The 25,415-nt window shown below is 47.1% G+C and carries 19 protein-coding genes; 17 read left to right on the plus strand and 2 right to left on the minus strand.

What is annotated here, in order from left to right; all coding sequences use genetic code 11:
- Positions 1 to 107 precede the first annotated feature (107 nt).
- Both adhE and AC0QUU_RS04210 read left to right on the plus strand, forming a co-directional pair.
- On the plus strand, positions 108 to 2,726 hold the full coding sequence (gene adhE / locus AC0QUU_RS04205) for a bifunctional acetaldehyde-CoA/alcohol dehydrogenase (RefSeq protein ID WP_474544809.1): 2,619 nt from the start codon (positions 108 to 110) through the stop codon (positions 2,724 to 2,726).
- A 333-nt stretch (positions 2,727 to 3,059) separates the two neighbouring features.
- Positions 3,060 to 3,815, plus strand: coding sequence for a phosphotransferase (locus AC0QUU_RS04210; protein WP_474544811.1), 756 nt, complete (start codon positions 3,060 to 3,062; stop codon positions 3,813 to 3,815).
- A 396-nt stretch (positions 3,816 to 4,211) separates the two neighbouring features.
- Here the strand turns inward: AC0QUU_RS04210 and AC0QUU_RS04215 are convergent, their stop codons facing one another.
- Positions 4,212 to 5,288 (minus strand): cell wall hydrolase, encoded by a 1,077-nt coding sequence (locus AC0QUU_RS04215; protein ID WP_474544813.1) that lies wholly within the window; start codon positions 5,286 to 5,288, stop codon positions 4,212 to 4,214.
- Between the two features lie 235 nt (positions 5,289 to 5,523).
- On the opposite strand from AC0QUU_RS04215, the gene AC0QUU_RS04220 reads away from it, so the two are divergent.
- The 8 genes from AC0QUU_RS04220 to AC0QUU_RS04255 all read left to right on the plus strand — a co-directional run bounded on the left by AC0QUU_RS04220 (position 5,524) and on the right by AC0QUU_RS04255 (position 13,469).
- Entirely contained in the window at positions 5,524 to 6,354 is an 831-nt protein-coding gene (locus AC0QUU_RS04220) for a Cof-type HAD-IIB family hydrolase (RefSeq protein ID WP_474544815.1), read from the plus strand.
- A gap of 36 nt (positions 6,355 to 6,390) precedes the next feature.
- Positions 6,391 to 7,215, plus strand: coding sequence for an undecaprenyl-diphosphate phosphatase (locus AC0QUU_RS04225; protein ID WP_474544817.1), 825 nt, complete (start codon positions 6,391 to 6,393; stop codon positions 7,213 to 7,215).
- Between the two features lie 154 nt (positions 7,216 to 7,369).
- Positions 7,370 to 8,233, plus strand: coding sequence for a transporter substrate-binding domain-containing protein (locus AC0QUU_RS04230; protein WP_474544819.1), 864 nt, complete (start codon positions 7,370 to 7,372; stop codon positions 8,231 to 8,233).
- A 98-nt stretch (positions 8,234 to 8,331) separates the two neighbouring features.
- Positions 8,332 to 9,042: an amino acid ABC transporter permease gene (locus AC0QUU_RS04235; RefSeq protein WP_474544821.1), complete on the plus strand. Its 711-nt coding sequence runs from the start codon at positions 8,332 to 8,334 to the stop codon at positions 9,040 to 9,042.
- Positions 9,026 to 9,850, plus strand: coding sequence for an amino acid ABC transporter ATP-binding protein (locus tag AC0QUU_RS04240; protein ID WP_474544823.1), 825 nt, complete (start codon positions 9,026 to 9,028; stop codon positions 9,848 to 9,850). Before AC0QUU_RS04235 ends, AC0QUU_RS04240 begins: the two co-directional genes overlap by 17 nt.
- A 115-nt stretch (positions 9,851 to 9,965) precedes the next feature.
- Positions 9,966 to 11,750, plus strand: a complete 1,785-nt coding sequence (gene mutY, locus AC0QUU_RS04245; protein WP_474544824.1) for an A/G-specific adenine glycosylase — start codon at positions 9,966 to 9,968, stop codon at positions 11,748 to 11,750.
- A gap of 210 nt (positions 11,751 to 11,960) precedes the next feature.
- A complete protein-coding gene (locus AC0QUU_RS04250; protein ID WP_474544826.1) occupies positions 11,961 to 12,581 on the plus strand; it encodes a TetR/AcrR family transcriptional regulator in 621 nt (206 codons plus the stop codon).
- 210 nt (positions 12,582 to 12,791) lie between these two features.
- Positions 12,792 to 13,469 (plus strand): phosphatase PAP2 family protein, encoded by a 678-nt coding sequence (locus tag AC0QUU_RS04255; protein WP_474544828.1) that lies wholly within the window; start codon positions 12,792 to 12,794, stop codon positions 13,467 to 13,469.
- A gap of 114 nt (positions 13,470 to 13,583) precedes the next feature.
- Here AC0QUU_RS04255 and trxA read toward each other — a convergent pair whose 3' ends face one another.
- On the minus strand, positions 13,584 to 13,892 hold the full coding sequence (trxA, locus tag AC0QUU_RS04260; RefSeq protein ID WP_474544830.1) for a thioredoxin: 309 nt from the start codon (positions 13,890 to 13,892) through the stop codon (positions 13,584 to 13,586).
- A 248-nt stretch (positions 13,893 to 14,140) separates the two neighbouring features.
- Between trxA and AC0QUU_RS04265 the strand changes: the two genes are divergently transcribed.
- The 7 genes from AC0QUU_RS04265 (at position 14,141) to AC0QUU_RS04295 (ending at position 25,393) form a co-directional block, all read left to right on the plus strand.
- Positions 14,141 to 17,602, plus strand: coding sequence for a PD-(D/E)XK nuclease family protein (locus tag AC0QUU_RS04265; RefSeq protein WP_474544831.1), 3,462 nt, complete (start codon positions 14,141 to 14,143; stop codon positions 17,600 to 17,602).
- Positions 17,562 to 21,233: a helicase-exonuclease AddAB subunit AddA gene (gene addA, locus AC0QUU_RS04270; RefSeq protein ID WP_474544832.1), complete on the plus strand. Its 3,672-nt coding sequence runs from the start codon at positions 17,562 to 17,564 to the stop codon at positions 21,231 to 21,233. Before AC0QUU_RS04265 ends, addA begins: the two co-directional genes overlap by 41 nt.
- On the plus strand, positions 21,230 to 21,505 hold the full coding sequence (locus AC0QUU_RS04275) for a DUF1294 domain-containing protein (RefSeq protein WP_474544833.1): 276 nt from the start codon (positions 21,230 to 21,232) through the stop codon (positions 21,503 to 21,505). The genes addA and AC0QUU_RS04275 overlap by 4 nt, the downstream gene beginning before the upstream one ends.
- 320 nt (positions 21,506 to 21,825) lie before the next feature.
- Complete coding sequence (locus tag AC0QUU_RS04280) at positions 21,826 to 23,028, plus strand: LL-diaminopimelate aminotransferase (RefSeq protein WP_474544834.1); 1,203 nt, start codon at positions 21,826 to 21,828, stop codon at positions 23,026 to 23,028.
- 108 nt (positions 23,029 to 23,136) lie between these two features.
- Positions 23,137 to 23,331 (plus strand): small, acid-soluble spore protein, alpha/beta type, encoded by a 195-nt coding sequence (locus AC0QUU_RS04285; protein ID WP_474544835.1) that lies wholly within the window; start codon positions 23,137 to 23,139, stop codon positions 23,329 to 23,331.
- A gap of 69 nt (positions 23,332 to 23,400) precedes the next feature.
- Complete coding sequence (locus AC0QUU_RS04290) at positions 23,401 to 24,084, plus strand: WecB/TagA/CpsF family glycosyltransferase (protein WP_474544836.1); 684 nt, start codon at positions 23,401 to 23,403, stop codon at positions 24,082 to 24,084.
- 217 nt (positions 24,085 to 24,301) lie between these two features.
- The gene (locus AC0QUU_RS04295; protein ID WP_474544837.1) at positions 24,302 to 25,393 is read left to right on the plus strand and encodes a PucR family transcriptional regulator; all 1,092 of its coding nucleotides are present in this window, start codon (positions 24,302 to 24,304) and stop codon (positions 25,391 to 25,393) included.
- The last annotated feature ends 22 nt before the right edge of the window (positions 25,394 to 25,415 follow it).

Raw genomic sequence — 25,415 nt, forward strand, 5'->3', positions numbered from 1 at the left:
ACGTTAAAATATTAACAAATGTCGGGTTGACAAATATTTAACAAAGGAACTATACTTATTCCAGTGATTAAAAACAGGTTGATTCAATTACAGGAGGAATTATCAAAATGGCAAAGAAAGAAAAGACAGTAGTGCCGGAGATCGTCGACAGCGTTGAGGCGCTGGAGGCGAAGATGAAAGCAATGCGCGAAGCGCAGAAGATTTTTGCTACATTTACACAGGAGCAGGTGGACAAAATCTTTTTTGAGGCTGCTATGGCAGCAAACAAACAGCGTATCCCCCTGGCTAAAATGGCTGTGGAAGAGACGCAGAGAGGCGTAATGGAGGATAAGGTAATCAAAAACCATTACGCTGCAGAGTATATTTACAACGCATACAAAGATACAAAAACATGCGGCGTGATCGAGGAAGACACAGCCTATGGAATTAAAAAAGTTGCAGAGCCGATCGGACTTGTCGCGGCCGTTATTCCGACCACAAACCCGACTTCTACGGCGATTTTTAAGACGCTGATCTGTCTGAAGACAAGAAATGCTATTATTATCAGTCCTCATCCCAGCGCAAAGGCATGCACCATCGCGGCGGCAAAAGTTGTGCTTGACGCGGCAGTAAAAGCAGGAGCGCCGGAAGGAATTATCGGATGGATCGACACACCGTCTCTGGAACTGACCAATACAGTTATGAGAGAGTCAGACATTATCCTTGCAACCGGAGGACCGGGAATGGTGAAAGCAGCATATTCATCAGGAAAACCGGCATTGGGCGTAGGCGCCGGAAATACACCGGTTATCATTGACGATACAGCGGATATCAGACTGGCAGTAAACTCGATCATTCATTCCAAGACATTTGACAATGGTATGATCTGTGCGTCTGAGCAGTCGGTAACTGTACTGGACAGTGTATATGACGAAGTGAAAAAAGAGTTTGCCTACCGCGGATGCTATTTCCTGAAACCGGGCGAGGAACTGGATAAGGTACGTAAGACGATTATTATAAACGGCGCTCTCAACAGCAGGATCCCCGGCAAATCAGCGTATGAGATTGCGAAGCTGGCAGGCGTTGACGTGCCGGAGAACACAAAGATTCTGATCGGTGAAGTAGAGTCTGTGGATATCTCAGAAGAATTTGCTCATGAAAAATTATCTCCTGTACTTGCTATGTATAGAGCGAAGACTTTTGATGAGGCCATTGCAAAAGCAGAGCAGCTTGTTGCCGACGGAGGATACGGTCATACATCTTCCCTTTTCATCAATCCTGCCGAGAAAGAGAAGATTGCAAAGCATGCGGCGGCTATGAAGACATGCCGTGTTCTGATCAACACTCCGTCTTCCCACGGCGGTATCGGCGACCTTTACAATTTCAAACTTGCCCCGTCTCTTACCCTTGGATGTGGTTCATGGGGCGGAAACTCCGTATCAGAAAACGTTGGGGTAAAACATCTTCTGAATATCAAGACAGTTGCCGAGAGGAGAGAGAATATGCTGTGGTTCAGAACACCAGAAAAAGTATACTTTAAGAAAGGCTGCACACCGGTTGCTCTTGCAGAGCTCGGAAATGTAATGCACAAGAAGAAAGCCTTCATTGTAACAGATACATTCCTTTACAAAAACGGATACGCAGAGCCGATCGAAAAGAAACTGGACGAAATGGGCATTCAGCATACCTGCTTCTACGATGTGGCGCCGGATCCTACACTGCAGTGCGCTAAGGAAGGCGTAAAACAGATGGCATCCTTTGAGCCGGATACAATTATCGCCCTGGGCGGCGGCTCCGCCATGGACGCGGCAAAGATTATGTGGCTGATGTATGAGCATCCGGAGGCAAACTTCGAAGACATGGCCATGGACTTCATGGATATCCGCAAGAGAGTGTACACATTCCCGAAGATGGGCGGAAAAGCGTACTTTGTAGCAATCCCCACCTCTTCAGGAACAGGTTCTGAAGTGACGCCGTTTGCTATTATTACTGATGCAGAGACTGGCGTAAAATGGCCCATCGCCGATTATGAACTGCTTCCGAACATGGCGATCGTCGATGTGGACAATGCAATGACGGCTCCGAAGGGGCTGACAAGCGCATCAGGTATTGATGTTATGACACATGCTATTGAAGCATATGTATCCATCATGGCAACAGACTTTACAGACGGACTTGCAATGAAAGCCGTTAAGCTTGTATTTGAAAACCTTCCGTCAGCATATGAGAATGGAGCAAACGATCCGAAGGCCCGTGAGGCAATGCACAATGCTTCCTGTATGGCAGGTATGGCATTTGCAAACGCTTTCCTTGGAGTAAACCACTCCATGGCCCATAAACTCGGAGCGTTCCATCACCTGCCCCATGGTGTTGCAAACGCGGTAATTCTGACTGAAGTTATGAGATATAACGCAGCAGAAGTTCCGACAAAGATGGGAACATTCTCTCAGTATCAGTATCCGCATGCTCTGGCAAGATACGCGGAGCTGGGAAGATATGCAGGATGCACAGGCAGTACAGATGAAGAAGTATTTGAGAATTTCCTTGCAAAACTGGAAGATCTGAAAGAAAAGATCGGCATCAAAAAGACGATTAAGGATTATGGCATTGACGAAAAATACTTCCTTGAAACTCTGGATGAAATGAGTGAGCAGGCATTTAATGACCAGTGTACAGCTGCGAACCCGAGATATCCTCTGATTAAGGAAATCAAGGAAATCTATCTGAAATGCTACTACGGCAAATAAAACAAAAAGTTCCTCCCGGACAGCCGCGTCTCTGAGCGCTGAAAGATAAAATTAAGAACTGTCGGAAAAGTAAAACGCAGTCTGCGCATTACCTTTCCGACAGTTTTTTTGAGGAAAAGGAACGGATAAGACTGTAGAAGTTTGTTGAATTTCAATATTGACAAAAAAATAACGATATTTTTCAATATAAAAAGATAGTTAAAAAATATACAAAATTACTCTTGGAGGCTTACATTTCAGATTTCTATATTATATAATGAGACTATCTGAAAATAATACGGTTTTCGGCAGAGCGGCCGAATCCGGTTACAAAGAAAAAGGAGGTCCTTATCTATGAAACTGGAAGAAAAAAATATTATTGTAAAACGTCCATATAAGACAGTTTACAGATGCGATGACAGTATCGTAAAAGTATTTGTTGAAACTCATCCGAAGTCCGATGTGTTTAATGAAGCATTGATTACGGCCCGTATTGAAGAGACCGGACTGGATATACCGAAAGTAAAAGAAGTTGTACAGATTGACGGAAAATGGGCGATTTCAATCGAGTATAAGGACGGAAAAACCCTGGAGGAGATGATGAACTCAGATAAGAAGAATATGGAAAAATATATGGAGGATTTCGTGGATCTTCAACTGGAGGTGCACAGCAAGACATCACCCCTTCTGAAAGGCATGAAAGATAAGATGAGCCGTCAGATTAACGGCCTGAAAGAGCTGGATGCTACAATGCGTTATGAGCTTCTGACCCGGCTGGAGAGTATGCCGAAGCACAATAAAGTCTGCCACGGCGATTTTAATCCCAGTAATGTTATCGTAGGAAAGAACGGGAAGATGACAGTTGTGGACTGGGCACATGCCACACAGGGCAACGCAAGCGCCGATGCGGCTATGACATATCTGCTCTTTGCGCTCAAAGACCAGGATACGGCAGACCTGTATCTGAAGTTATTCTGCAAAAAAAGTGATACCGCAAAGCAGTACGTGCAGCAGTGGCTGCCGATTGTGGCTGCGACACAGTTGTCCAAGAATAATGAGCTGCATAAAGATTTCCTTATGAAATGGATTGATGTAATCGATTACCAATAAAACTTCGGATTTGTCGGAGAGCTGTGAGTGGAGAGGCGTCCGAAAACACCTGGATACCAGGAGATTGGATAATCGGATCTGGAAATGAGGGATGTGTGCTTTTGGTGACTTTGGAGCAGATATTAGAAAAACCAAAAACCTGGCGGCAGGCGTTAAAATTTACAGCAGAATTGTCTGAGCGAATGCGAGTTTTCTGCTGTAAATTTTGCTCTTAGCCTGTCGTCAGGTTTTTTAGTTTTTCTTTATCTGCGGAACGGAAACAAAAGCACACATCCCTCATTTCCAAAAGTCGCATCTAATCGGCGGTATCCCCCTCTTCTGAATCCGTCTGCTAAAAACTTTTTTCCTTCCGAATTCTGCGTTTTTCTCCGGAAATTCCCTTTGACAAATCCGAATCTACCAGCTGCGGAAGAATACGTTATCTCCGATGATGACACCGTCTCTGTCTGTATATGGCGCGTACAGGAAGAAGTAACAGTCTGCAACTGAAGCCAGTCTTTTGCCGTTGACTGCATCTTCCGTTACCTCAACTGCCAGACTGGTGGGACCGCGGTCAAGAGCTGCGTCAAGACGTCCTGTCCACACTGGTTCAAACTGGCCTTTCGCAAAGATGACGCCCTTGATTGTGTTCGGGAACCGGGGATCTTCCACACGGTTCATGATTACGGTGGCTACGGCAAGCATGGCGTCATAATCGTGATGCGCTTCGCAGTCAAGAAGGGCGGCCATTAAAGTGATTTCATCGACAGAGGCATTAATTACTCCTCCGCTTGTAGTGCCTCCGGAACCGGAAGTGGAGGTCTCGCGGGACTCTTCTTCTGCAGCCAGACGCCGGGCCTCTTCTTCTTTTGCCTGTTCAAGTTTTGCGTTTACTTCTTTAAGATCTGTGGAGGTCTCGTCAGCCTTTGCCTGAAGCTCAGTTTTTTTCTTCTCCAGTTCAGCCTGCAGATCTACCATTGAGGCCTGCTGCTCTTCCAAAGCGGTTTTCTGGTCTGCGATTTCCTGGTGGATATTCTCAAGTTCATTCAATGCGTTTCTGTCATATTCGCTGAGATGTTCAATGAAATCCGCTTTATTCAGAAAATCTGTCATGTCTTCGGCAGAAAAAAGCATCTCAAGCAGTGATGCGTTGCCGTTTTCATACATATACTTAATGCGGGTTTTCATATCCTCATATTGCTGCTGCTCATTTGTCTCGGCTTCAGCAAGAGCATCAGATGTACGTCCGATTTCGCCCTGGAGTATTTCGATCTGCATCTCTGCGGTGTTAATATCATCGTTCAGATCAAGAATATCCTGATTGATACCCGCAAGTTCATTTTCAAGGGCCGAGGTCTGGTTTTCCAGGCTTTCGATATCTTCATCTGCCAGAGCAGGAAGAGCAGAAAGCGTGACTGCGACAGAACAAAACAGGGCGAGGCCTGCCTGGAGCCATCGTTTTTTACTGATATCCATAATCTCAAATCCTTTCATATAGCAATTTTCAGACTACATTTTTCCGGAATGCCGGTAAAATATAACGTTATCAGTTGCCGGTTATCTATTATACTATAAATTGCGTTATTAATCAAACTCTGTTACAATGGAAGAAAAAAATTATGAAATATAGACAAACATTCGCGGCTGTCCGGACGATTTGCGGGGAAAACGACGCAAGGCGTGCGGATATCCGATGTGTCAGAAATTACATAATGAAAGGAACGAAAAAGTGAATCGAAAGATAAGAATGGTGGGGCTTGATCTGGATGGAACGCTTTTGACTGATAAAAAGGAACTTCTTCCATATACGAAGGACGTACTCAGAAGAGCCGTGGAGCAGGGGATTGTAGTTCTGGTTGCTACAGGACGGCCATGGCTGGGCGTGCCGGAGGAACTGAGGAATTTCCCGGGGATGCGGTATGCCCTTACTTCAAACGGCGCCAGGATCATAGACAGGGATGAAAACAGAGTAATTGAGGAGCAGCTTCTTTCGCCGGAACTGGCCGGAAAAGCATTGGAAATATGCGGAAAATATGATACATTACAGGAAGTATATTTTGACGGACAGGGATATGCCCAGGCAGATAAAATGCTTCATGTGGAAAGGTATCACAAAAATCCGAATATGTGGGAATACATACGGACAACAAGGATCCCGGTTGAAGATATTTTTGAACTGGTAGCAAAAGAAAACAGGGGAATGGATAAAACCCAGGCACTTTTTGCCGATATGGATGAACGGAAGAGAGCATGGAAAGAACTGGAAGAAGTGGAAGGTCTGGAGCTTGTCGGTTCCCTGAAGTACAATATAGAAGTTAACGCCCGGGGGGTAAATAAGGGTACCGGACTGATTACTCTGGGAAAGATCCTGGGAATACGCAGAGAGGAAATTATGGCCTGCGGAGATGGAGATAATGATACGGCAATGATGAGAGAAGCCGGGTTTGGCGTTGCCATGGAAAATGCAGAGGAACAGGTTAAGCAGGCGGCTGATTATATTACATCCAGCAATGAGGATGAAGGCGCGGCAAAAGCCATTGAAAAATTTGCTTTAGTATAAAAAGCAGTCCGGAAGATTTAAGAGGAGGAAGAAAAGATGTTAGACGTATTAAAAGTGATAATTTTCGGTATTGTTGAAGGCATTACAGAGTGGCTTCCGATCAGCAGTACCGGACATCTGATCATATTGGAGGAACTTTTAAAACTGAATCAGAGTGAGGCGTTCTTCGAGATGTTTCAGGTGGTGATTCAGCTGGGAGCGGTTCTGGCTGTAGTTGTGATATATTTTCATAAGCTGAATCCATTTTCTCCGAAGAAAACGCAGAATCAGAAGATGATGACCTGGCAGATATGGATTAAAGTTCTGATCGGCTGTATCCCTGCAGGAGTGATAGGCCTGCTTTTTGACAATCTGATTGACAAGTGGCTGTATCACTGGTATGTAGTAGCGATTACACTTATATTGTACGGTATTCTTTTTATTGTAGTAGAAAACTACCAGAAAGAGAGAAAGCCGAAGGTGACCAGAATGTCCCAGCTTTCAGTTCCCATGATTCTGATTATCGGTGTATTTCAGATGCTGGCTCTGATTCCGGGAACATCCCGTTCCGGCGCAACAATTGTAGGCGCGCTGATGATTGGCGTGTCGCGAAGTCTTGCGGCGGAGTATACATTTTTCCTTGCCATACCGGTTATGTTTGGAGCCAGTCTGGTGAAGCTGGTCAAATTCGGATTTGATTTTACAGTGATGCAGGCAGTTCTCCTGATACTGGGGATGGCGGTTTCCTTTGCAGTGTCGATCGTGGCTATCAAATTCCTGATGAGCTATATCAGGAAGAATGATTTTAAAGTATTCGGCTACTACAGAATCGTACTGGGTATTGTTGTACTGCTTTATTTCGGAATTGTCTCCCTGCTTTAATATCAATAATGGAAAAAGGTACAGGAAAGCGGGAAAAATGGCATAAAAGCAGTTCGTTTTTTGGAATTGGACTTGTATTTTGACGGAAACGTGTTAGAATTATGAAGATAATCTGTATGATTATGCAACCTGAAAGTATATGGAGGATAAAATCATGAAAAAGTTTTTAGCAGTAGCTCTCTCCGCGGCCCTTGTAGCAGGTCTGGCAGCAGGCTGCGGAAGCGACAGCAATGACGCGGGAAGCGGCGCGAAGACCGCGAAGGTAATTGATGTGGATCTTACCAGTGAGGAATATGCGTTCGGCGTGGATAAAACACAGCCGGAACTCCTTGATGAGGTGAATGCATTTATTCAGAAAATTAAGGATGACGGAACTCTGGAGGAGATTTTTGACAAATATTTCGGAGACGGAGAGCCTACACCGGTACAGTCCGCTGAGCTGGATGAGTCCAAAGATCAGCTTGTGGTAGCGACAAACGCGGCGTTCGAACCTTTTGAATATATGCAGGGCGACAGCTATGTTGGCGTTGATATGGAGATCGCGGCGCTGCTTGCCGATGAACTGGGCCAGGAACTGGTGATCCAGAACATGGATTTTGACGCGGTGTGTCTGTCAGTAGGACAGCAGAAATGCGATATTGCGATGGCAGGTCTTACTGTCAGCGAGGACAGAAAAGAATATGTGACATTTACAGATACATATTATCAGGCGTCTCAGCGTCTGATTGTTCCGAGTGACAATACAAAATTTGATGATATGACAGATGCGGAGTCTATTGCGGCCGCGCTGGGTGAGCTGGATTCTTCCGTAAAGATCGGAGTACAGCAGGGTACAACCGGACAGAGCTATGTACAGGGCAGTGAAGATCTGGGCTTCCCGGGACTTGACGCCACATGCCAGTCATACAAGAGCGGATCTCTTGCGGTACAGGATATGCTCCACGGAAACATTGACTATGTGATTATTGACGCGGCTCCGGCAGCATCGATTACAGAAGCAATTAACGAGATGCAGTAAAATAATAAACACAGGACTGAAGTCAGGAAGGAAAATACAGGCATCAGAAGCGTCCGGCGCGGGTGCAGGCATTTTCCTTCTTTTGAGAAGGGAAGACAATGGGTAATTTTAGTCAGAAGGTAGATAAATTTTTAGAGATCTTCATAGAACAGAACGGCTATGTAAGAGTAGTGGAAGGCCTGAAAAACACGATTCTTATCGCGGTGATCGGTCTGATTATCGGTATACTGATCGGTACGCTGATCGCGACATTCCGGGTGATTCCGAAATACAAACTGCTGCCGAGAATAGTAAACAGCATTTGCAGCTTATATGTGAATCTTTTCAGAGGAACACCTATGGTAGTGCAGCTGCTTGTATTCTATTATGTACTGCTTCCGATTATCGGATGGAATATGACGGGAGTGCAGGTGTCCATGCTTGTGTTCGGACTCAACAGCGGCGCCTACATATCGGAAATTATGCGAAGCGGCATTCAGTCTGTCGATCCCGGCCAGATGGAAGCGGGACGGGCAGTCGGACTGAGTTTTGGGGCAAGTATGACAAAGATTGTGATTCCCCAGGCAGTAAAAAATATTCTGCCTACTCTGGGAAATGAGTTTATTTCCCTGGTCAAGGAGACATCGGTAGTCAGCTTTGTCGGAGCAGCAGATCTTTACGTGGCGTTTAACTATATCGGTACAAATAACTATGAGTTCATGGTTCCGTATCTGGTGATGGCCCTGATCTACATAGGTATCGTATTTGTGATTACCCTGCTTATCAGATTATTGGAAAGGAGCCTGAGGAAGAGTGATAGACGTAATTAATCTTAGGAAAAGCTTTGGGGGCCTTGAGGTCCTGAAAGGAATCAATATCACCATCAACAAGGGCGATATCGTTGCGGTGCTCGGCCCTTCCGGTTCCGGAAAGAGTACATTTCTCAGGTGCCTGAACTGTATGGATGATCCTACATCGGGAAGCATCATTTTCAAGGGTGTAGATATAGCTGATATGAAGGTCGATATCAATCTGCACCGCCGCCATATGGGAATGGTGTTTCAGCATTTTAATCTGTTTAATAATAAAACAGTGCTACAGAACGTAATGATGGCGCCGGCCTATCTGAGATGCCAGGACCTGAAAAAGGCAAAGCGGAAAAACAGAATAACCCGTTTGAAAAATGTGTTCCGCAGCAAAAAGGAAGACCTGATACCCATTACTGAGACAAAAGAGAAAATCAGGAGCGAGGCAAAAGAGCAGGCCCTCTCCCTGTTAAAGCGAATCGGACTGGATGACAAAGCGGATGTCTATCCCTCCACCCTTTCCGGCGGACAGAAGCAGAGAGTGGCAATCATCCGTTCTCTGGCCATGAATCCGGACGTGATTCTTTTTGACGAGCCTACGTCAGCTCTGGATCCGGAGATGGTAGGCGAGGTGCTGGATCTGATGAAAAAGCTGGCAAAGGAAGGCATGACCATGGTGGTTGTCACACATGAGATGGGATTTGCCAGAGAAGTTGCCAACAGGGTACTGTTCATGGACGGCGGACAGATTCTGGAGGAGGCGCCTCCGGAGGAGTTCTTCCAGCATCCGAAAGATCCGCGCCTGAAAGAATTCCTTTCGAAAATCTTATAGTAGACTGCTGTAAAATACAGATGATAAGACCGGGCTGTACAAAGGCCTGGTCTTTTCAGATATCAGAAAGAAGAAAACCGTCCGGGAGAAGGCGGAGGAGAGCAGGAATAAAATTATGAAATATGAACGGATAGAGAAGGCTGTTTTTCTGGAGCGGCCGAACCGGTTTATTGCGTATGCCATGATCAATGGAAAGAAAGAGACGATTCATGTAAAAAATACAGGGCGCTGTGCGGAACTGCTGATTCCCGGAGCAGTAATCTATGTGCAGGAAAGCGGAAATCCTGCGCGGAAAACCAAATGGGATCTGATCGCGGTGGAAAAGGGGGAACGGCTCATCAATATGGATTCCCAGATCCCGAACCAGGTGGTAAGAGAATGGATCGAACAGGGGAATTTCGCGCCGGATGTGACCCTGATCAGGCCGGAGACTGTCTACGGTTTCTCCCGGTTCGACCTGTATGTGGAAGCAGGGGACAGAAAGATATTCATAGAAGTCAAAGGAGTGACGCTGGAAGAAGACGGAGCCTGCCGGTTCCCGGACGCGCCCAGCGACCGGGCAGTCAAACATCTGGAAGAACTGATCCGTGCCGGGAAAGAAGGATATGAGACCTGTGTATTTTTTGTCATTCAGATGAAGGATGTCCGGTATTTTACACCCAATACGGATACCCATCCTGCTTTTGCGGAAGCGCTTGTCAAAGCAGCGGCGGCAGGGGTAAAGATTCTGGCGTATGACTGCGAGGTGGAATCGGACAGCATTGCCATAGCAGATCCGGTGGATGTGGTTCTGGGGAGTCCCAGACTGAAAGAGGCAGCGGAACCGCTGGTGGAGTGGTTCCGGGAAAAGAAAAGAGATCTGCCCTGGCGGAAACGGATGAATGCCTACCGGGTATGGATTTCTGAGATTATGCTCCAGCAGACACGGGTGGAGGCTGTAAAGCCTTATTATGAACGGTTCCTGGAAGAGCTGCCGGACGTGAAATCTCTGGCGGAAGTGCCGGAAGAGAGGCTGCTGAAGCTCTGGGAAGGCCTTGGCTATTACAGCAGAGCGCGGAATCTGAAGAAGGCTGCGCAGCAGATCATGGTCGAATACGGGGGACGTTTTCCGGAATCATATGAAGAAATTCATTCTCTGAAAGGAATCGGAAATTATACGGCCGGAGCCATCAGCTCATTTGTGTACAACATTCCCAAACCAGCAGTGGACGGCAATGTTCTGCGGGTTGTGACGCGGATTCTCGCGGATCCGGGGGATATCACAAAAGCCTCAGTGAAGAAAAAAATCGAGAGACTGATTGAAGAAATTATCCCCCGGGAGGCTGCGGGAGACTTTAATCAGAGTCTCATTGAGCTGGGCGCAGTTGTCTGCCTGCCCAATGGGGAGCCAAAATGCGGGGAATGCCCGGTCCGGCATCTCTGTCTTGCTTTTGAACAGGGGAACCCGAGAGCGTATCCGGTTCGGCAGAAGGCCAGGCCGCGGAGGATTGAAGAACGGACTGTTTTTGTATTCTGTGACAGCCGGTGCGCGGCAATACAGAAGAGGCCGGACCGCGGGCTTCTGGCAGGCATGTATGAATTTCCCGGCGTAACAGGGCATCTGAGCCAGGATGAAGCAGTAGAATACGGGAAGTCTCTGGGGCTGGTTCCGGTACGGATCAGAAGCCTGGGTAATGCAAAACATATTTTCAGTCATGTAGAATGGCATATGATCGGATATGAGATTTTGGTGGATGAGCTTGAAAAATGCATGCCGGGAAATATGATTTTTGCAGAACGTGATGAACTGGAAGAAAAATATCCCATGCCGTCTGCTTTCACCCCCTATCTGAAAACCGCGGGGGTGGAGAAAAAACCATCTGCGGGGAAATTGCGTCAGGACTGGGGAGAAAGAAAATGAAATTTGGCGGCAAAAGACAGAGCCCGCTCTGTTTTCTTGAATCCGGTATGGTTTTGTGCTATACTGTCCACAAAAGTACCGCTGCGGAGGTATCTGTCAGAAAAAAATTGCGGCTGGCAAAAAAGCCCTCGGAAGGAGCGGCAGAACGGCTTTGGCAAATGCAGCAGAACATTTCGTGAAGGGCCGTTTGAATAACAGGAGAGTACAGCTATGAGTGAAAAAGTGGAATTATCCAGGCAGCAGCAGAAGTCACGGGAGACAAAGGAAAAGATTTTCCAGGCTGCGAAAAGGATTCTTCAGAAAAAGGGATATGAAGAATTATCCATTAAAAACATATGTGAGGAGGCAGGGGTGTCAAACGGAAGTTTTTATCATCATTTCCGGACAAAGGATGACCTGCTTTCATACTATATAGAGGATCAGCCCACAATTAATCCGGATCTGCTGGAGATGCCGGAAAATGCAGCCGGAGTCAGAAAGGGAATTATTCAGGTGTATCTGAATTATGTGAAATACTGCCGGGAACTGGGAGTTGAATTCATGTCCGGTTATTATGATACAAAAAATCAGGCCCTGAATGCGGCGATCCGGACCGAGAGGCCATATCCTATTGTGACAGTGCAGACATACGTGGAAAAGGCTATTGCCGCGGGTATTGTCAGTCTGAATGTAAAAATTGAAGAGTTTACTACAGATATACGCATGATTGTGATCGGGAATGTGTTTGAATGGTGTTTAAGAAACGGAGAGGTGGACTTTGAGGGGAACATGAGCCGTTCACTCGGGAAATACCTGGACAGTACTCTTTGCGAGGGAAAAAGTGAGGAATAACAGTATATGGGCGGCGGGTTCCGGTTCTGTCCGGAAGCGGGGCCCCTGGGTGAAAAGCTGAAAGTGATCGCAGGATAAGAGAATCTAAAGATTTCTTAGGATTTTATAAAGCCGGTTGTTGCTCTATAAGAATCGTGCTATAATCGAAACGAATTATCGGTAAGGCGATTTATCCGGGCCGGAACGACCCGGAAAAGGGAGTAGCGGACTATGGAGTGGAAGAAGAAATTTTTTGATTTTATAAAAAAATATAAACATGCATGGGTGTTCCTGTATCTGTTTATTTATCTTCCATGGTGGATTTGGCTCGAGAAGCATGTGACAACCCATTATTATGTTGTTCAGACAGAGTTTGATAAATATATTCCGTTTATTGAATACTTTATCGTGCCGTATCTGCTGTGGTTTTTCTTTATTGTGGCAGCGTTTCTGTATTTCTTTTTTACAGATGTGCCCGGATTTTACAGACTGGCAGCGTTTATGTTCAGCGGTATGACAATATTCCTGCTTGTATCGACTGTTTTCCCGAACGGGCAGGATTTAAGGCCGGTAGTGTTTGAGAGGGATAATATTTTTGTAGATATGGTGAGAATGCTGTACCGCACAGATACATGTACAAATGTATTCCCCAGCCTGCATGTGTTCAATTCGCTCAGCGTGTGCGTTGCAGTGTTTGAAAGCAGAGAATTAAAGAAGCACAGAACTGTAAGTTTTGGCGTTTACACGCTGGCCGGGCTTATTATTCTGGCGACTATGTTTCTAAAACAGCATTCTGTTCTGGATACAGTAGGAGCCTGTATTATGGCCTGGGTGCTTTACCAGTTTGTATATGCGCCTCAGCGCAGAAGAGTGCCCGGTTATTCAAAAGAAAAAAGACCGGTATTATAAAGCGGAAAGATCCGGATATGATATTAAGACCTGAGATGAACTGCTGAAGAAAAGCAGTTCATCTCAGGTCTTGCTTTACCGGTCCGCGCATCCTTTTGGCGTGCCTTTCCGGTATTATTTAAGAAGATCAACCAGTGCGCTTTTTGGCACGGCTCCGATCTGTTTTCCCCTGATCTCTCCGCCGTTAAAGGAGATAAAGGTGGGAATACTCATAACGCCGTATTTCTGAGCCAGATCCATCTCTTCGTCAATATTGATCTTGCATACCTTTACGTCAGGCATTTCGTCGGAAACTTCTTCCACAACCGGGCTCATCATTTTACATGGGCCGCACCAGTCTGCGTAGAAATCAATGAGAACCGGTTTGTCAGACTGCATAACCTCCTGGTCAAAATTATCTTTTGTTAATTTAATAACTGCCATAATTGAATCCTCCTTCAAATAAACAAGTATTTTTCTGATCATTATATCATTTCCTTTTCAGGATATCCTTAGTATAGCATATATTATAAAGTTTTCTGTGACAAAATCACAAATAATCTGTAACCATACAGAAGATTTGCGGCTTGTCCGATTATTTGGCGGATAGTATAATGATATCGTGAAAAAAATGCCGTCAGTCAGCGGCGTACTGCCAGAAGCAGCGGAAAATCGGCAGGTGGGAGGCCAATATGTCCTTACAGTTTATTTTCGGGAATTCCGGCAGCGGAAAATCCTATTATTTATATCATTATATTGTAGAAGAGGCGGTGCGGCATCCGGAGAAAAATTATCTTGTGGTTGTGCCGGAGCAGTTTACCATGCAGACTCAGAAAGATCTGTGTATGGCCCATCCCAGGGGCGGGATCATGAATGTGGATGTTCTGAGTTTCGGCAGACTGGCTCACCGGGTTTTTGAGGAGCTGGGAGAGGATAACCGGACTGTGCTTGATGATGAAGGAAAGAATCTGGTGCTCCGCAGGATCGCCGGAGAGTGTGAAGAAGAGCTTACAGTTCTGAAGGGAAATCTGAAGAAGCAGGGCTATATCAGTGAAGTGAAATCCGTGATTTCAGAATTTACCCAGTACGGTGTCGGTTTTGAACGGCTGGATGAATTTATGAACACGCTGAATCCGGAAAGCTATCTGTACTATAAACTGAAAGATATACGGAATGTCTATGAAGGTTTTGAAACATATCTGAGTGAAAAATACATCACCAAAGAGGAAATGCTGGATGTGCTCAGCGACGCCGTGCCCTTTTCCGGAATCTTAAAAGGGAGCGTTGTGGCGCTGGACGGATTCACCGGCTTTACTCCTGTCCAGAACCGTCTCATGGGAGAGCTTCTGAAAGTGTGCGAAAAGGTAATGATCACGGTGGAGATGGATGAACGGGAAGATCCCTTTGTCTGCCGCCATCCATACCAGATGTTCGCCATGAGCAAGCAGATGACGGTTTCCCTGGTAAAAACAGCCCGGGAAGCGGGCGCGGAGATGGAGGATCCGGTATACCTTTACGGAAAACCGGTGCGCCGGTTCCGGAATAACCCGGGGATGGCCTTCCTGGAGTCGGAACTGTTCCGGTATTCGGGAAAAACTTTCGAGGATTCACAGAATGCGGTGTCCCTTCATGAAGCAGGCAATCCCAGAGGAGAAGCGCGGTATGTGGCAGAGAGCATCCGCAGACTGGTGCGGGAGAAAGGTCTGCGGTACCGGGAGATCGCAGTAATTGCCGCGGATATGGACGTATATGCGGACGCTCTGGAAAAGGCCTGCAGTCTCTACGATATTCCTGTTTTTATGGATCATAAGAAGAGCATCCTGCTGAACGCTTTCGTGGAGTACCTGCGGAGCCTTCTGGAAATGGCGGAACAGAATTTTACTTATGAAAGTGTCTTCCGGCATCTGAGAACCGGGCTGTGCGGGTTTGACTGCGACGAGGTGGACCGTATGGAAAACTACTGTCTGGCTCTGGGCATTAAGGGGTATAAGAAATGGCAGCAGGCATGGGTGCGCCGTACCGGGAATACAGATGAGGAAGAGCTGGCGGAACTGAATCACCTGCGGGTTGTTTTTGTGGAAAAGACGGCCGGGCTTATGGGCATTTTAAAGCAGAGGAAAAAGACGGTCAGGGATGTGACACTGGCGGTTTATGAGTATCTCGTACAGGAAAAGCTGCAGGAAAAACTGAAAAAAATGGAACTGGATTTTCAGGAACAGGGAGAACTGGCGCTGGCAAAAGAGAATGCGCAGGTATACCGGATTGTAATGGAACTGTTTGATAAATTTGTAGAGCTTTTAGGAGATGAGCAGATTTCCCTGAAGGAATACTGCGAGCTTCTTGACGCAGGTCTGGAAGAGGCCAAAGTAGGCGTGATTCCGCCCAGTCTGGATCAGCTGGTGATCGGAGATGTGGAGCGTACCAGAATCAAAAATATCAGAGCCCTGTTCTTTGTGGGGGCCAATGATACACTGCTCCCGGGAAATGCAGGAAGCCGGGGGCTTCTGTCAGAACGGGACCGGGAACAGTTCCGGGCGGAGAGGATTGCTTTGTCGCCGGGCGCAAAGGAGCAGATCTATATTCAGAAATTTTATCTGTATCTGAATCTGACAAAACCGGCGGAATATCTGTCCGTATCCTGGTCCAGAGTATCCGGAGCCGGGAAAACCATAAGGCCGGCTTATCTGGTACAGGACATCCGCCGGCTGTTCCCCGGCATCTGCGTGCAGGATGAAGAGAAAAAAGCCATGCCGGAGCGGGAGCTTACCCCCAGGACGGGAATGCAGTGGCTGGCCGGAGGGGTCCGGGACAGACAGTACGGCGTCAGCAGGGAGTGGAAAGAGCTGTATACCTGGTATGCGGCAGATAAAGAAAGCGCGCCCGGTCTTCACCGGATTGTCAGTGCGGGCTTTAAGAGAAACAATACGAAGCCTCTGGAACCGGAGACGGCAAAGCAGCTCTATCCGGAACCGGACCGGATCAGCGTGACCAGACTGGAGCAGTTCGCTTCCTGCGCCTGCGCCCATTTTCTCCGGTATGGTCTGAAACTTTCAGACCGGGAAGAGTATGAATTTGAGGCGCTGGATCTGGGAAATATTGCGCATCAGGCACTGGAGCGTTTCTCCAGGAAAGCCGACCGGGAGAACTTAAGCTGGGTAGAGATGCCGGAAGAAAAAAGAGATGCGCTGATTGATGAAAGTGTGGAGGAGAGCATTGTAGATTACGGGAATACAGTGCTCTACAGTTCCGCAAGAAATGAGTACATGATCCACCGGATAAAGCGGCTGATCCGCCGGTCTGTGTGGGCGCTGACCCGGCAGCTGGAAAAGGGCGACTTTGTGCCCAGCGGCTATGAACTGAAATTCGGAAGCGGCAAAATTGACCGGATTGATACCTGTGAAGATGAAAATAAAGTGTATGTGAAGGTAACAGATTATAAAACAGGGATGAAAAGTTTTGATATTACCGCGTTTTACCACGGCCTGCAGATTCAGCTTCCGGTGTATCTCAATGCAGCCCTGGAAATCGAGAAAAAGAAACATCCGAACCGGGAAATCTGCCCGGCGGGAATCTTCTACTACCGTATACAGGATCCCTTTGTGAACAGAGCGGATACGGAAGAAGAGGTGGAAAACAGTATGCTGAAAGAACTGCGTCTGGACGGACTGGTGAACGGGGATGATCAGGTGGTGGACCATCTGGAACGCGGCCTGTCCGGCAGTTCCGTGCGCTTCCCCATAGGCAGAAATAAGGATGGTTCGCTGAGCAAGGCATCCCGTGTCCTTACCCCCGGCGAGTTCCGTACAATGCTGGCATATACGAAGATTATGGAGTCGGAACTGAAGGAAAAAATGTATGAGGGGGAAGTACAGGCAGAGCCGTATGAGCTGAACGGCGCTACCGGATGTGATTACTGTGAGTGCAGAGATATCTGCGGCTTTGATCCAAGAATTGACGGATGCCGGTACCGCCAGCTGGAGAAGTATTCTCTGGAAGAGGCTGTGGAAAGGATGCGGCTGAAAACGGGAGAGTCCGGGGAAAATACAGGAGATGACAGCCGGGAGAATGCCGGAAAAGACAGGGAGAAGGCAGAAGAAAAGGAGGTGACGGGACATGGCTCCGATGTGGACGGCAGAGCAGCAGAAAGTCATTGATCTGAGGGACCGGAATATTCTGGTGTCCGCGGCAGCAGGCTCGGGAAAGACCGCAGTGCTGGTGGAGCGGATTATACAGCGGATAACCGATGTCAGCAGGCCGGTTGATGTGGACCGGCTGCTTATTGTGACATTTACGGAAGCAGCGGCCTCTGAGATGAAAGAGCGGATCGGATCGGCCATCGAAAAACAGCTGGAACAGCGTCCGGGAGACGCCAGACTGGAGCAGCAGGCGGCGCTGATTCACACTGCGCCCATTACGACGATTCACAGTTTCTGTCTTTCTGTGATAAGAGACCATTTCCATGTGATCGGCATAGATCCGGGCTTCCGTATTGTGGAAGAAGGAGAACTGAAGCTGTTCAGGCAGGATGTTCTGGATGAGCTTCTGGAAGAATGCTATGAAAAAGGGGACGAGAGATTCCTTGAGTTTGTAGAAAAATTCGGCAGAGGAAGAAATGACAGGCGGATTGAGGAGCTGATTCTGAAACTGTATGAGTTTTCCTGCAGTTATCCTCAGCCCGGGAAATGGCTGGAATCCTGTGTCCGGGCGTATAAAGAAGAGAACATGCTGTCCTCTGGATTTGTGAAAAATGCAGAACTTCGGGTACGCCGGCGGGGGAAAGAGATCGGCGGAATTCTGAGCCGGGCGCTGGAGGTCTGCGAGGAACCGGACGGTCCTTATATGTATGCGGATATGATTGAATCTGACCGGAAATATCTGGACCGGATTGTAAAAGCGGAAAGTTTTGAAGCTATGTATGACGCGGTAACCGGATTTGCCTGGAAAAGACTGTCCACAAAAAGGGATGCGACAGTATCTCCGGAGAAAAAGGAAGAGGTAAAGAAACTGCGGAAACAGGCAAAAAAGCTTGTGGAAGGCATGCAGGATGCATATTTCTATGCTCCCTGGCAGGTGTGGGCGGAAGATATGCGGGATGCTTCCGGTTCCATGGAAACGCTTTCCGGGCTGGTGAACCAGTTTTCAAAGCTGCTTGACGAGAAGAAGAGAAGCCGGAATATAATCGACTTTAATGACATGGAACAGTTTGCCCTTGCCATTCTTACGGAGGAAAAGAACGGACGCCTGGCGCCTTCTCCTGTGGCGGAGGAATATCAGGAACGGTTTGAGGAAGTCATGATTGATGAGTATCAGGACAGCAACCTGGTTCAGGAGGCTGTCCTTACAAGTGTCTCCCGGATGGAAAAAGGACAGAACAATATCTTTATGGTAGGAGATGTGAAGCAGAGCATCTACCGGTTCCGTCTGTCCCGGCCGGAGCTGTTCATGGAGAAATATGATACATATACTCTGGACGACAGCATCTGCCAGAGAGTGGATCTGCATAAAAATTTCCGAAGCCGTCCGGAAGTGCTGGACAGTGTGAATTACCTGTTTGAACAGATCATGCAGCGGGGATTCGGCGGAATCGAATATGACGATAATGCGGCGCTCTATGCGGGAGCGGACTTCCCGGCCGGACCGGAAGAGCCGGACAGCGGCTTTTCCTATCGGACGGAGCTTCTTTTGATGGATAAAAAAGAGGCGGCCATGCGGAACGCAGACGGCAGCAGGGATGAAAAAAAGGCAGAGGCGCGGATGATTGCCCGCCGGATCAGGGAGCTGACAGAAAGCGGGCTGGTATATGACCGGACAGAAGGAGCGTACCGGAGGGTACAGTACCGGGATATTGTAATTCTCACCCGGAGCATAAAAGGGTGGGCAGAAAGCTTTTCCTCCGTTCTGGCGGAGGAAGGAATTCCGGCTTACTCGGTGAGCAGGGAAGGGTATTTTGAGACCTATGAAGTGAGTGTACTGATGGATTATCTGCGGATCCTGGACAATGCCAGACAGGATCTGCCACTGGCCGCTGTGCTGACGTCTCCGTTCGGCGCGCTGGATACAGAAGAACTGGCCCGGATACGTCTGGCTTTTCCGGAACTTCCTTTTTATGCAGCCGCGCCGCGGTATGCGGAAGCAGAATATACAGAGACAGAGGAAATAACAGAAAAAGACAAGGCGGCCAGGAAAAAGCTGAAGGAATTTTATGAACAGCTGACTTATTTCCGCCGGAAAGTGCCTTATACTCCCATTCACGAACTGCTGGGCGAAGTGATAGAGAGGACCGGTTACGGCACTTATATCAGCGCCATGCCGGGAGGCGCGCAGCGCCAGGCGAATGTGGACATGCTGGTGGAAAAAGCTGCGGCATTTGAAGGTACAAGTTATAAAGGGCTCTTTAATTTTATCCGCTATATTGAACAGATCCGGAAATATGACGTGGATTATGGAGAAGCCGGTATTCTGGATGAGCAGGCGGATACGGTGCGGATTATGAGCATTCATAAAAGCAAAGGGCTGGAGTTCCCTGTTGTCTTTGCCGCGGGCATGGGCAAGGCATTTAACATGCAGGATGTACGGGGCAGCGTAATCCTTCATCCGGAGCTGGGAGCCGGGCTGGATGTTATGGATCTGGAACAGCGGACGAAGGCGCCTACATTTTTGAAAAAGATGATACAGGAAGAGGCATCTCTGGAAAGCCTGGCGGAGGAGATGCGGGTGCTTTATGTGGCGATGACAAGGGCGAAGGAAAAATTGATTCTCACCGGCGTACGGGAGGTGACAGAGGATCTGGAGGAGAGAATCCGCGAAGCCGGGAACAGAGAAGAGAAGGACGATGGAGAAGAAAACAGACCGGACAGGATGGAGCTTTACCGTCTGGAAGAGGCGAAGAACTGCCTGGACTGGATTGTACCGGCAGTATTTTCCGGAGAAAACGGACAGATCCGGAAGGGCTGCCCGGTGGATGTTCGCCTTTTTACGGCGGAAGATCTTCAGTGTGAAAAGGAAGCAGAACGTACTGCGGATGTGCTGGCCCGGGATACACTGGAACACTGGGACTGTACAAGGCATCATGCGCCGGAGTATGCCGGACAGCTGAAAAAACAGATGGATTATGTGTACCCCTGGGAAGAGGAAGGGCAGATGAAACTGAAGTTTACGGTATCTGAGCTGAAGAAGCGGACCGCGCTTGTGGAAGAGTCCGGGGAGGAGATGTATCAGGAGCCGGATGTTGTTCCTCTGATTCCCCGTTTCCTGACAGAGGAAGAGAAGCTGACCGGAGCTTCCCGGGGAAGCGCTTATCATAAACTGCTGGAGCTTCTGGACTTTACAGAGCAGTATGATGAACAGAAGCTGGCACAGGCCATTGAAGATTACAGAGCCGCGGGGAAACTGACAGAAGAGATGGCAGACTGTATCCGGATGGAGGATATCCTTTATTTCCTCGGATGTGAAAGCGGCCGGCGTATGGCAGCGGCAGCGGCGCAGGGGAAACTGTACCGGGAGCAGCCGTTTGTCCTCGGCGTGCCCGCTGAAGAAATATATCCCGAGGATCAGTCCGGGGAAACCATACTGGTCCAGGGAATTATTGATGTGTATTTTGAAGAGCCGGACGGTCTGGTGGTTCTGGACTATAAGACAGATCAGGTGCGCGCGGCAGATGAACTGAAAGAAAAATATCATGCCCAGCTGGACTATTATGCCCGGGCGCTGGAACAGCTTACGGAAAAACCGGTGAAAGAGAAGATTATATATTCTTTTACTTTGAGGAAGGAGATTGGGGTATGAAATTTCTGGGATATTATCTGTCTGTGATTAATTTTTTGACATGGGTGACGTACGGGCTGGATAAAGGAAGAGCCAGATCAGGAAAGTGGCGGATTCCGGAGAGAACGCTGCTCCTTCTGAGCCTGGCCGGCGGTTCTCTGGGCGCCCTTGCGGCGATGCTTATGTTCCGGCACAAGACAAAAAAGGCAAAATTTGTGGTGGGTGTGCCGGTAATGTTTGTGGCACATTGCGTGATTCTGGCAGTAGTGGCAGTTAAGCTGCTGAAGGGATGAAAGATAAGGAGAAGGTGAACTGCTGCATCAGCGAAATGTTTTTATATAACTAGCGAATAGGAATATTAGTAAATCGAAATATTAGTGAATCGAAATGTGGGTTTTACCCGTGTATAAGGAAGAAAATAAAATTTCAGAAAAGAATTCCATGCAGGTGCTTTAAAAATTCGTGAGTTTCTGATAATATAGTGATGCAAATAAAAGAGCGGGCCCGTTGAGCCCTGTCCTGCCGCAATGGGGCGGTACGGCAGAGTCATCCCGCTTTTTTCTCATGTATAAACAGCGCGGGATGTCCGCACTATATGGAAAGGAAGATGAAAATGCCCAAATTAAATGAAAACTATCTGAACGTACAGGACAGCTATCTTTTTGCAGAGATTGCCCGCAGAGTAAAAGTATATGAAGAGAACAATCCGGACAAGGCCGGAAATATTATCCGTCTGGGAATCGGCGATGTAACACGTCCGCTGACAAAGAGCGCCATTGACGGACTTCATAAAGCGGTGGACGAGCAGGCGGTATCCGAAACATTCAAAGGATACGGGCCGGAGCAGGGATATGTTTTTGTTCGGGAAGCAGTGTCGGATTATTATAAAAGAAACGGCGTAAGCGTGGATCCGGACGCGGTATTTATCTCTGACGGAGCAAAGAGCGATACCGGAAATATTACAGAACTGTTTGCAAAAGATAATGTGATTCTTGTACCTGACCCGGTGTATCCGGTATATGTGGATACCAATACAATGGATGGGAAAAAGATCATCTATATGAATGGAACTGAGGAGAATAATTTCCTCCCCATGCCGGATGATTCTGTAAAAGCGGACATTATTTACCTGTGTTCGCCGAATAATCCCACCGGAGCATGCTACAGCAGAGAACAGCTGAAGGCATGGGTGGATTATGCTCTGGCAAATGAAGCAGTGATTCTCTTCGATTCTGCATATGAGGCATTTGTTTCCGAGCCGGAACTGCCCCGCAGCATCTATGAAGTAGAGGGTGCAGAAAGATGTGCCATTGAATTCTGCTCTTTGTCCAAAACAGCAGGATTTACCGGAACCCGTTTCTCCTATACGGTTGTGCCGAAAGAACTGGTATTTACTGTATCTGACGGACGGCAGCTGAGTCTCCATGATATGTGGAACAGACGGCAGTCTACAAAATTCAACGGGACGCCCTATATCATTCAGTACGCAGCTGCGCAGGTATTAACCGAGCAGGGTATGAAGGAATGCATGGGGAACATTTCCTACTATATGGAAAATGCCCGCGTGATTGCCGAGACTCTGAAGAAAAAGAATATTCCATTTACCGGCGGCGTAAACTCTCCGTATATCTGGTTCAAATGCCCGAACGGTATGGAATCATGGGAACTCTTTGACTACCTGCTTGAAAACATCCAGGTAGTGGGAACACCGGGAGCCGGTTTCGGCGTAAACGGAAAAAATCATTTCCGGCTTACATCTTTCGGAACACATGAAAAGACGAAAGAAGCAATGGAAAGATTTGACAGACTTTTCTGACAACGAGAAAAGGGGACGGCCCCCTTTAGAAAGGGCTCCGTCCCCTTTTTGGTGAATATTCTGACAACTTTCCGGCAATACTCCTGAAAAACGGAAAGAAGGGGTATTGTGACAAGGAAGAAAGAAAAGAAGATCGACCTGAATAATCTGGAACCGGAGGAGATGGCGAAATATGAAATAGCAGCTGAACTGGGACTGCTTGACAAAGTGCTGGAATATGGATGGAAATCCCTGACTTCGAAGGAAACAGGAAGGATCGGCGGTATGGTCACGAAAAGGAAAAGGACAGGGAAGGATGTCTGAAGGCGTCTTTACAAAACCCGTTGTCTTTGGTACAATTGTACGGCCAGGGAAGAATATGGGTGATTTATTATGGAAGAAAAGATCAATATACTGGATCTGAATCTGGACTGTGTTACGGTTAAAAATGCCATGATACAGGCAATACAGTTTCTTGACAGTGACTCTATTGATACGATAGAGATCATATCCATGAATACTTTGATGGAGCAAAGAGAAGATGAAGGATGGAAAAAGCTGGCAGGAGAGCTGACAATGCTGCTTCCGGGGGAAGCGGAGATTCTGAGAGCTGCCGATATCAGTGACAGAACAAAGCTGAAAGAAGCAGAAGAAGGAACTTTTTTAAAGATGTTTATAAAATATCTTGAAAAAAAGCGGAAAAATGTTTATATACTTGCGGAGAGTGAAGAAGAGTTTTTAAAAACCCGGAATTTGCTCAGAAACAGAAACCGCGGCATCCGATTCAGCGGATATTCAGTTCTGGATCCCCAGGAGGCCCGGGAAGAGAATGTAATTAATGAGATAAACGGAACAGAGACGGACTGCATTCTGTCTGTGCTTCATACACCGTATCAGGAAGAGTTTATCTCGCGGAATAAGGCACTCCTCAACGTGAGAGTATGGCTCGGATGCGGCGCGGTATTTGCACAGCAATATGAGAATAAAGGCCCGGCAGGCAGACTGAAACATTTCCTGCAGAAAAAACTCTTCTGGTACAGAGTGGAGCATCAGAACAAAGAAGAGCAGGGGAGATAGAGAGCGCATACTGTTTTGTTAACAATGTATAAAGGACGGAGTTGTGAATTTTTTGTAAAAGATTTGAGGAAATGCATAAAAAAAATGGATTTCCTCTTTCTTTTTTTGCTGTTTTGCATTAATATAGTACATGAGTATGTGAAAGGAAATGTTTTCGCGGGTGAAATTTTGTGAAAAATGTACATGAGAATGCCCGGAGGAGTGGAGGAGAAAAGGTATGATTTCAAATCAGATACTGCAGAACACCATAGAGGGACTGAAAGGAATTTCCCGGATTGATTTTTGTGTCCTTGACACGGAGGGAAAGGAGCTTGCCGCTACATTTGATGCGGAAGATGACTACAGTGAGGCAGTGCTGTCATTTGTAGAGTCTCCGGCGGACAGTCAGGTGATTCAGGGGCGTCAGTTCTTCAAGATATTTGATGAACAGAGGCTGGAATATGTACTCCTTGCAGACGGGGAGAGCGAAGACGTGTACATGCTGGGGAAGATTGCGGCTTTCCAGATTCAGAGTCTTCTTGTGGCTTACAAGGAGCGCTTTGATAAGGATAATTTTATTAAAAATCTTCTGCTGGACAACCTGCTTCTGGTAGATATTTATAACCGTGCAAAAAAATTACATATTGACACAGAAGTAAAACGTGTTATCTTTATTATTGAAACATCGCACGAAAAGGATAATGCCGCCCTTGAAAATGTGAGAGGACTTCTCGGAGGGAAGTCAAAGGATTTTATTACAGCTGTTGATGAGAAGAATATTATAGTTGTAAAGGAACTTACTGAAAAGGACGGGAACAGGGAACTGGAAAAAATGGCGAAAGATATGCTGGATACGCTTCGGAATGAGGGCGGAGAAGAGCATATCAGGATTGCATACGGCACGATCGTCAATGATATTAAAGAGGTTTCCAAATCCTATAAAGAGGCAAAGCTGGCTCTTGACGTGGGTAAAATTTTCTTTGACGAAAAGGATATTGTGGCGTTTACAACACTTGGAATCGGACGATTGATTTACCAGCTCCCGATTCCGCTGTGCAAGATGTTTATTAAAGAGATTTTTGAGGGGAAATCTCCGGATGACTTTGATGAGGAGACGCTGACAACCATTAATAAATTTTTCGAAAACAGTCTCAATGTATCAGAGACATCCAGACAGCTTTATATTCACAGGAATACTCTTGTATACAGGCTGGACAAACTGCAGAAAAGCACGGGGCTGGATCTCCGCGTATTTGAGGATGCAATTACGTTTAAGATTGCTCTCATGGTGGTAAAATACATGAAATACATGGAGTCGCTGGAATATTAAGCGGATTTGTCCATACATGCAG

This window comes from Mediterraneibacter sp. HA8405 (assembly GCF_056148955.1).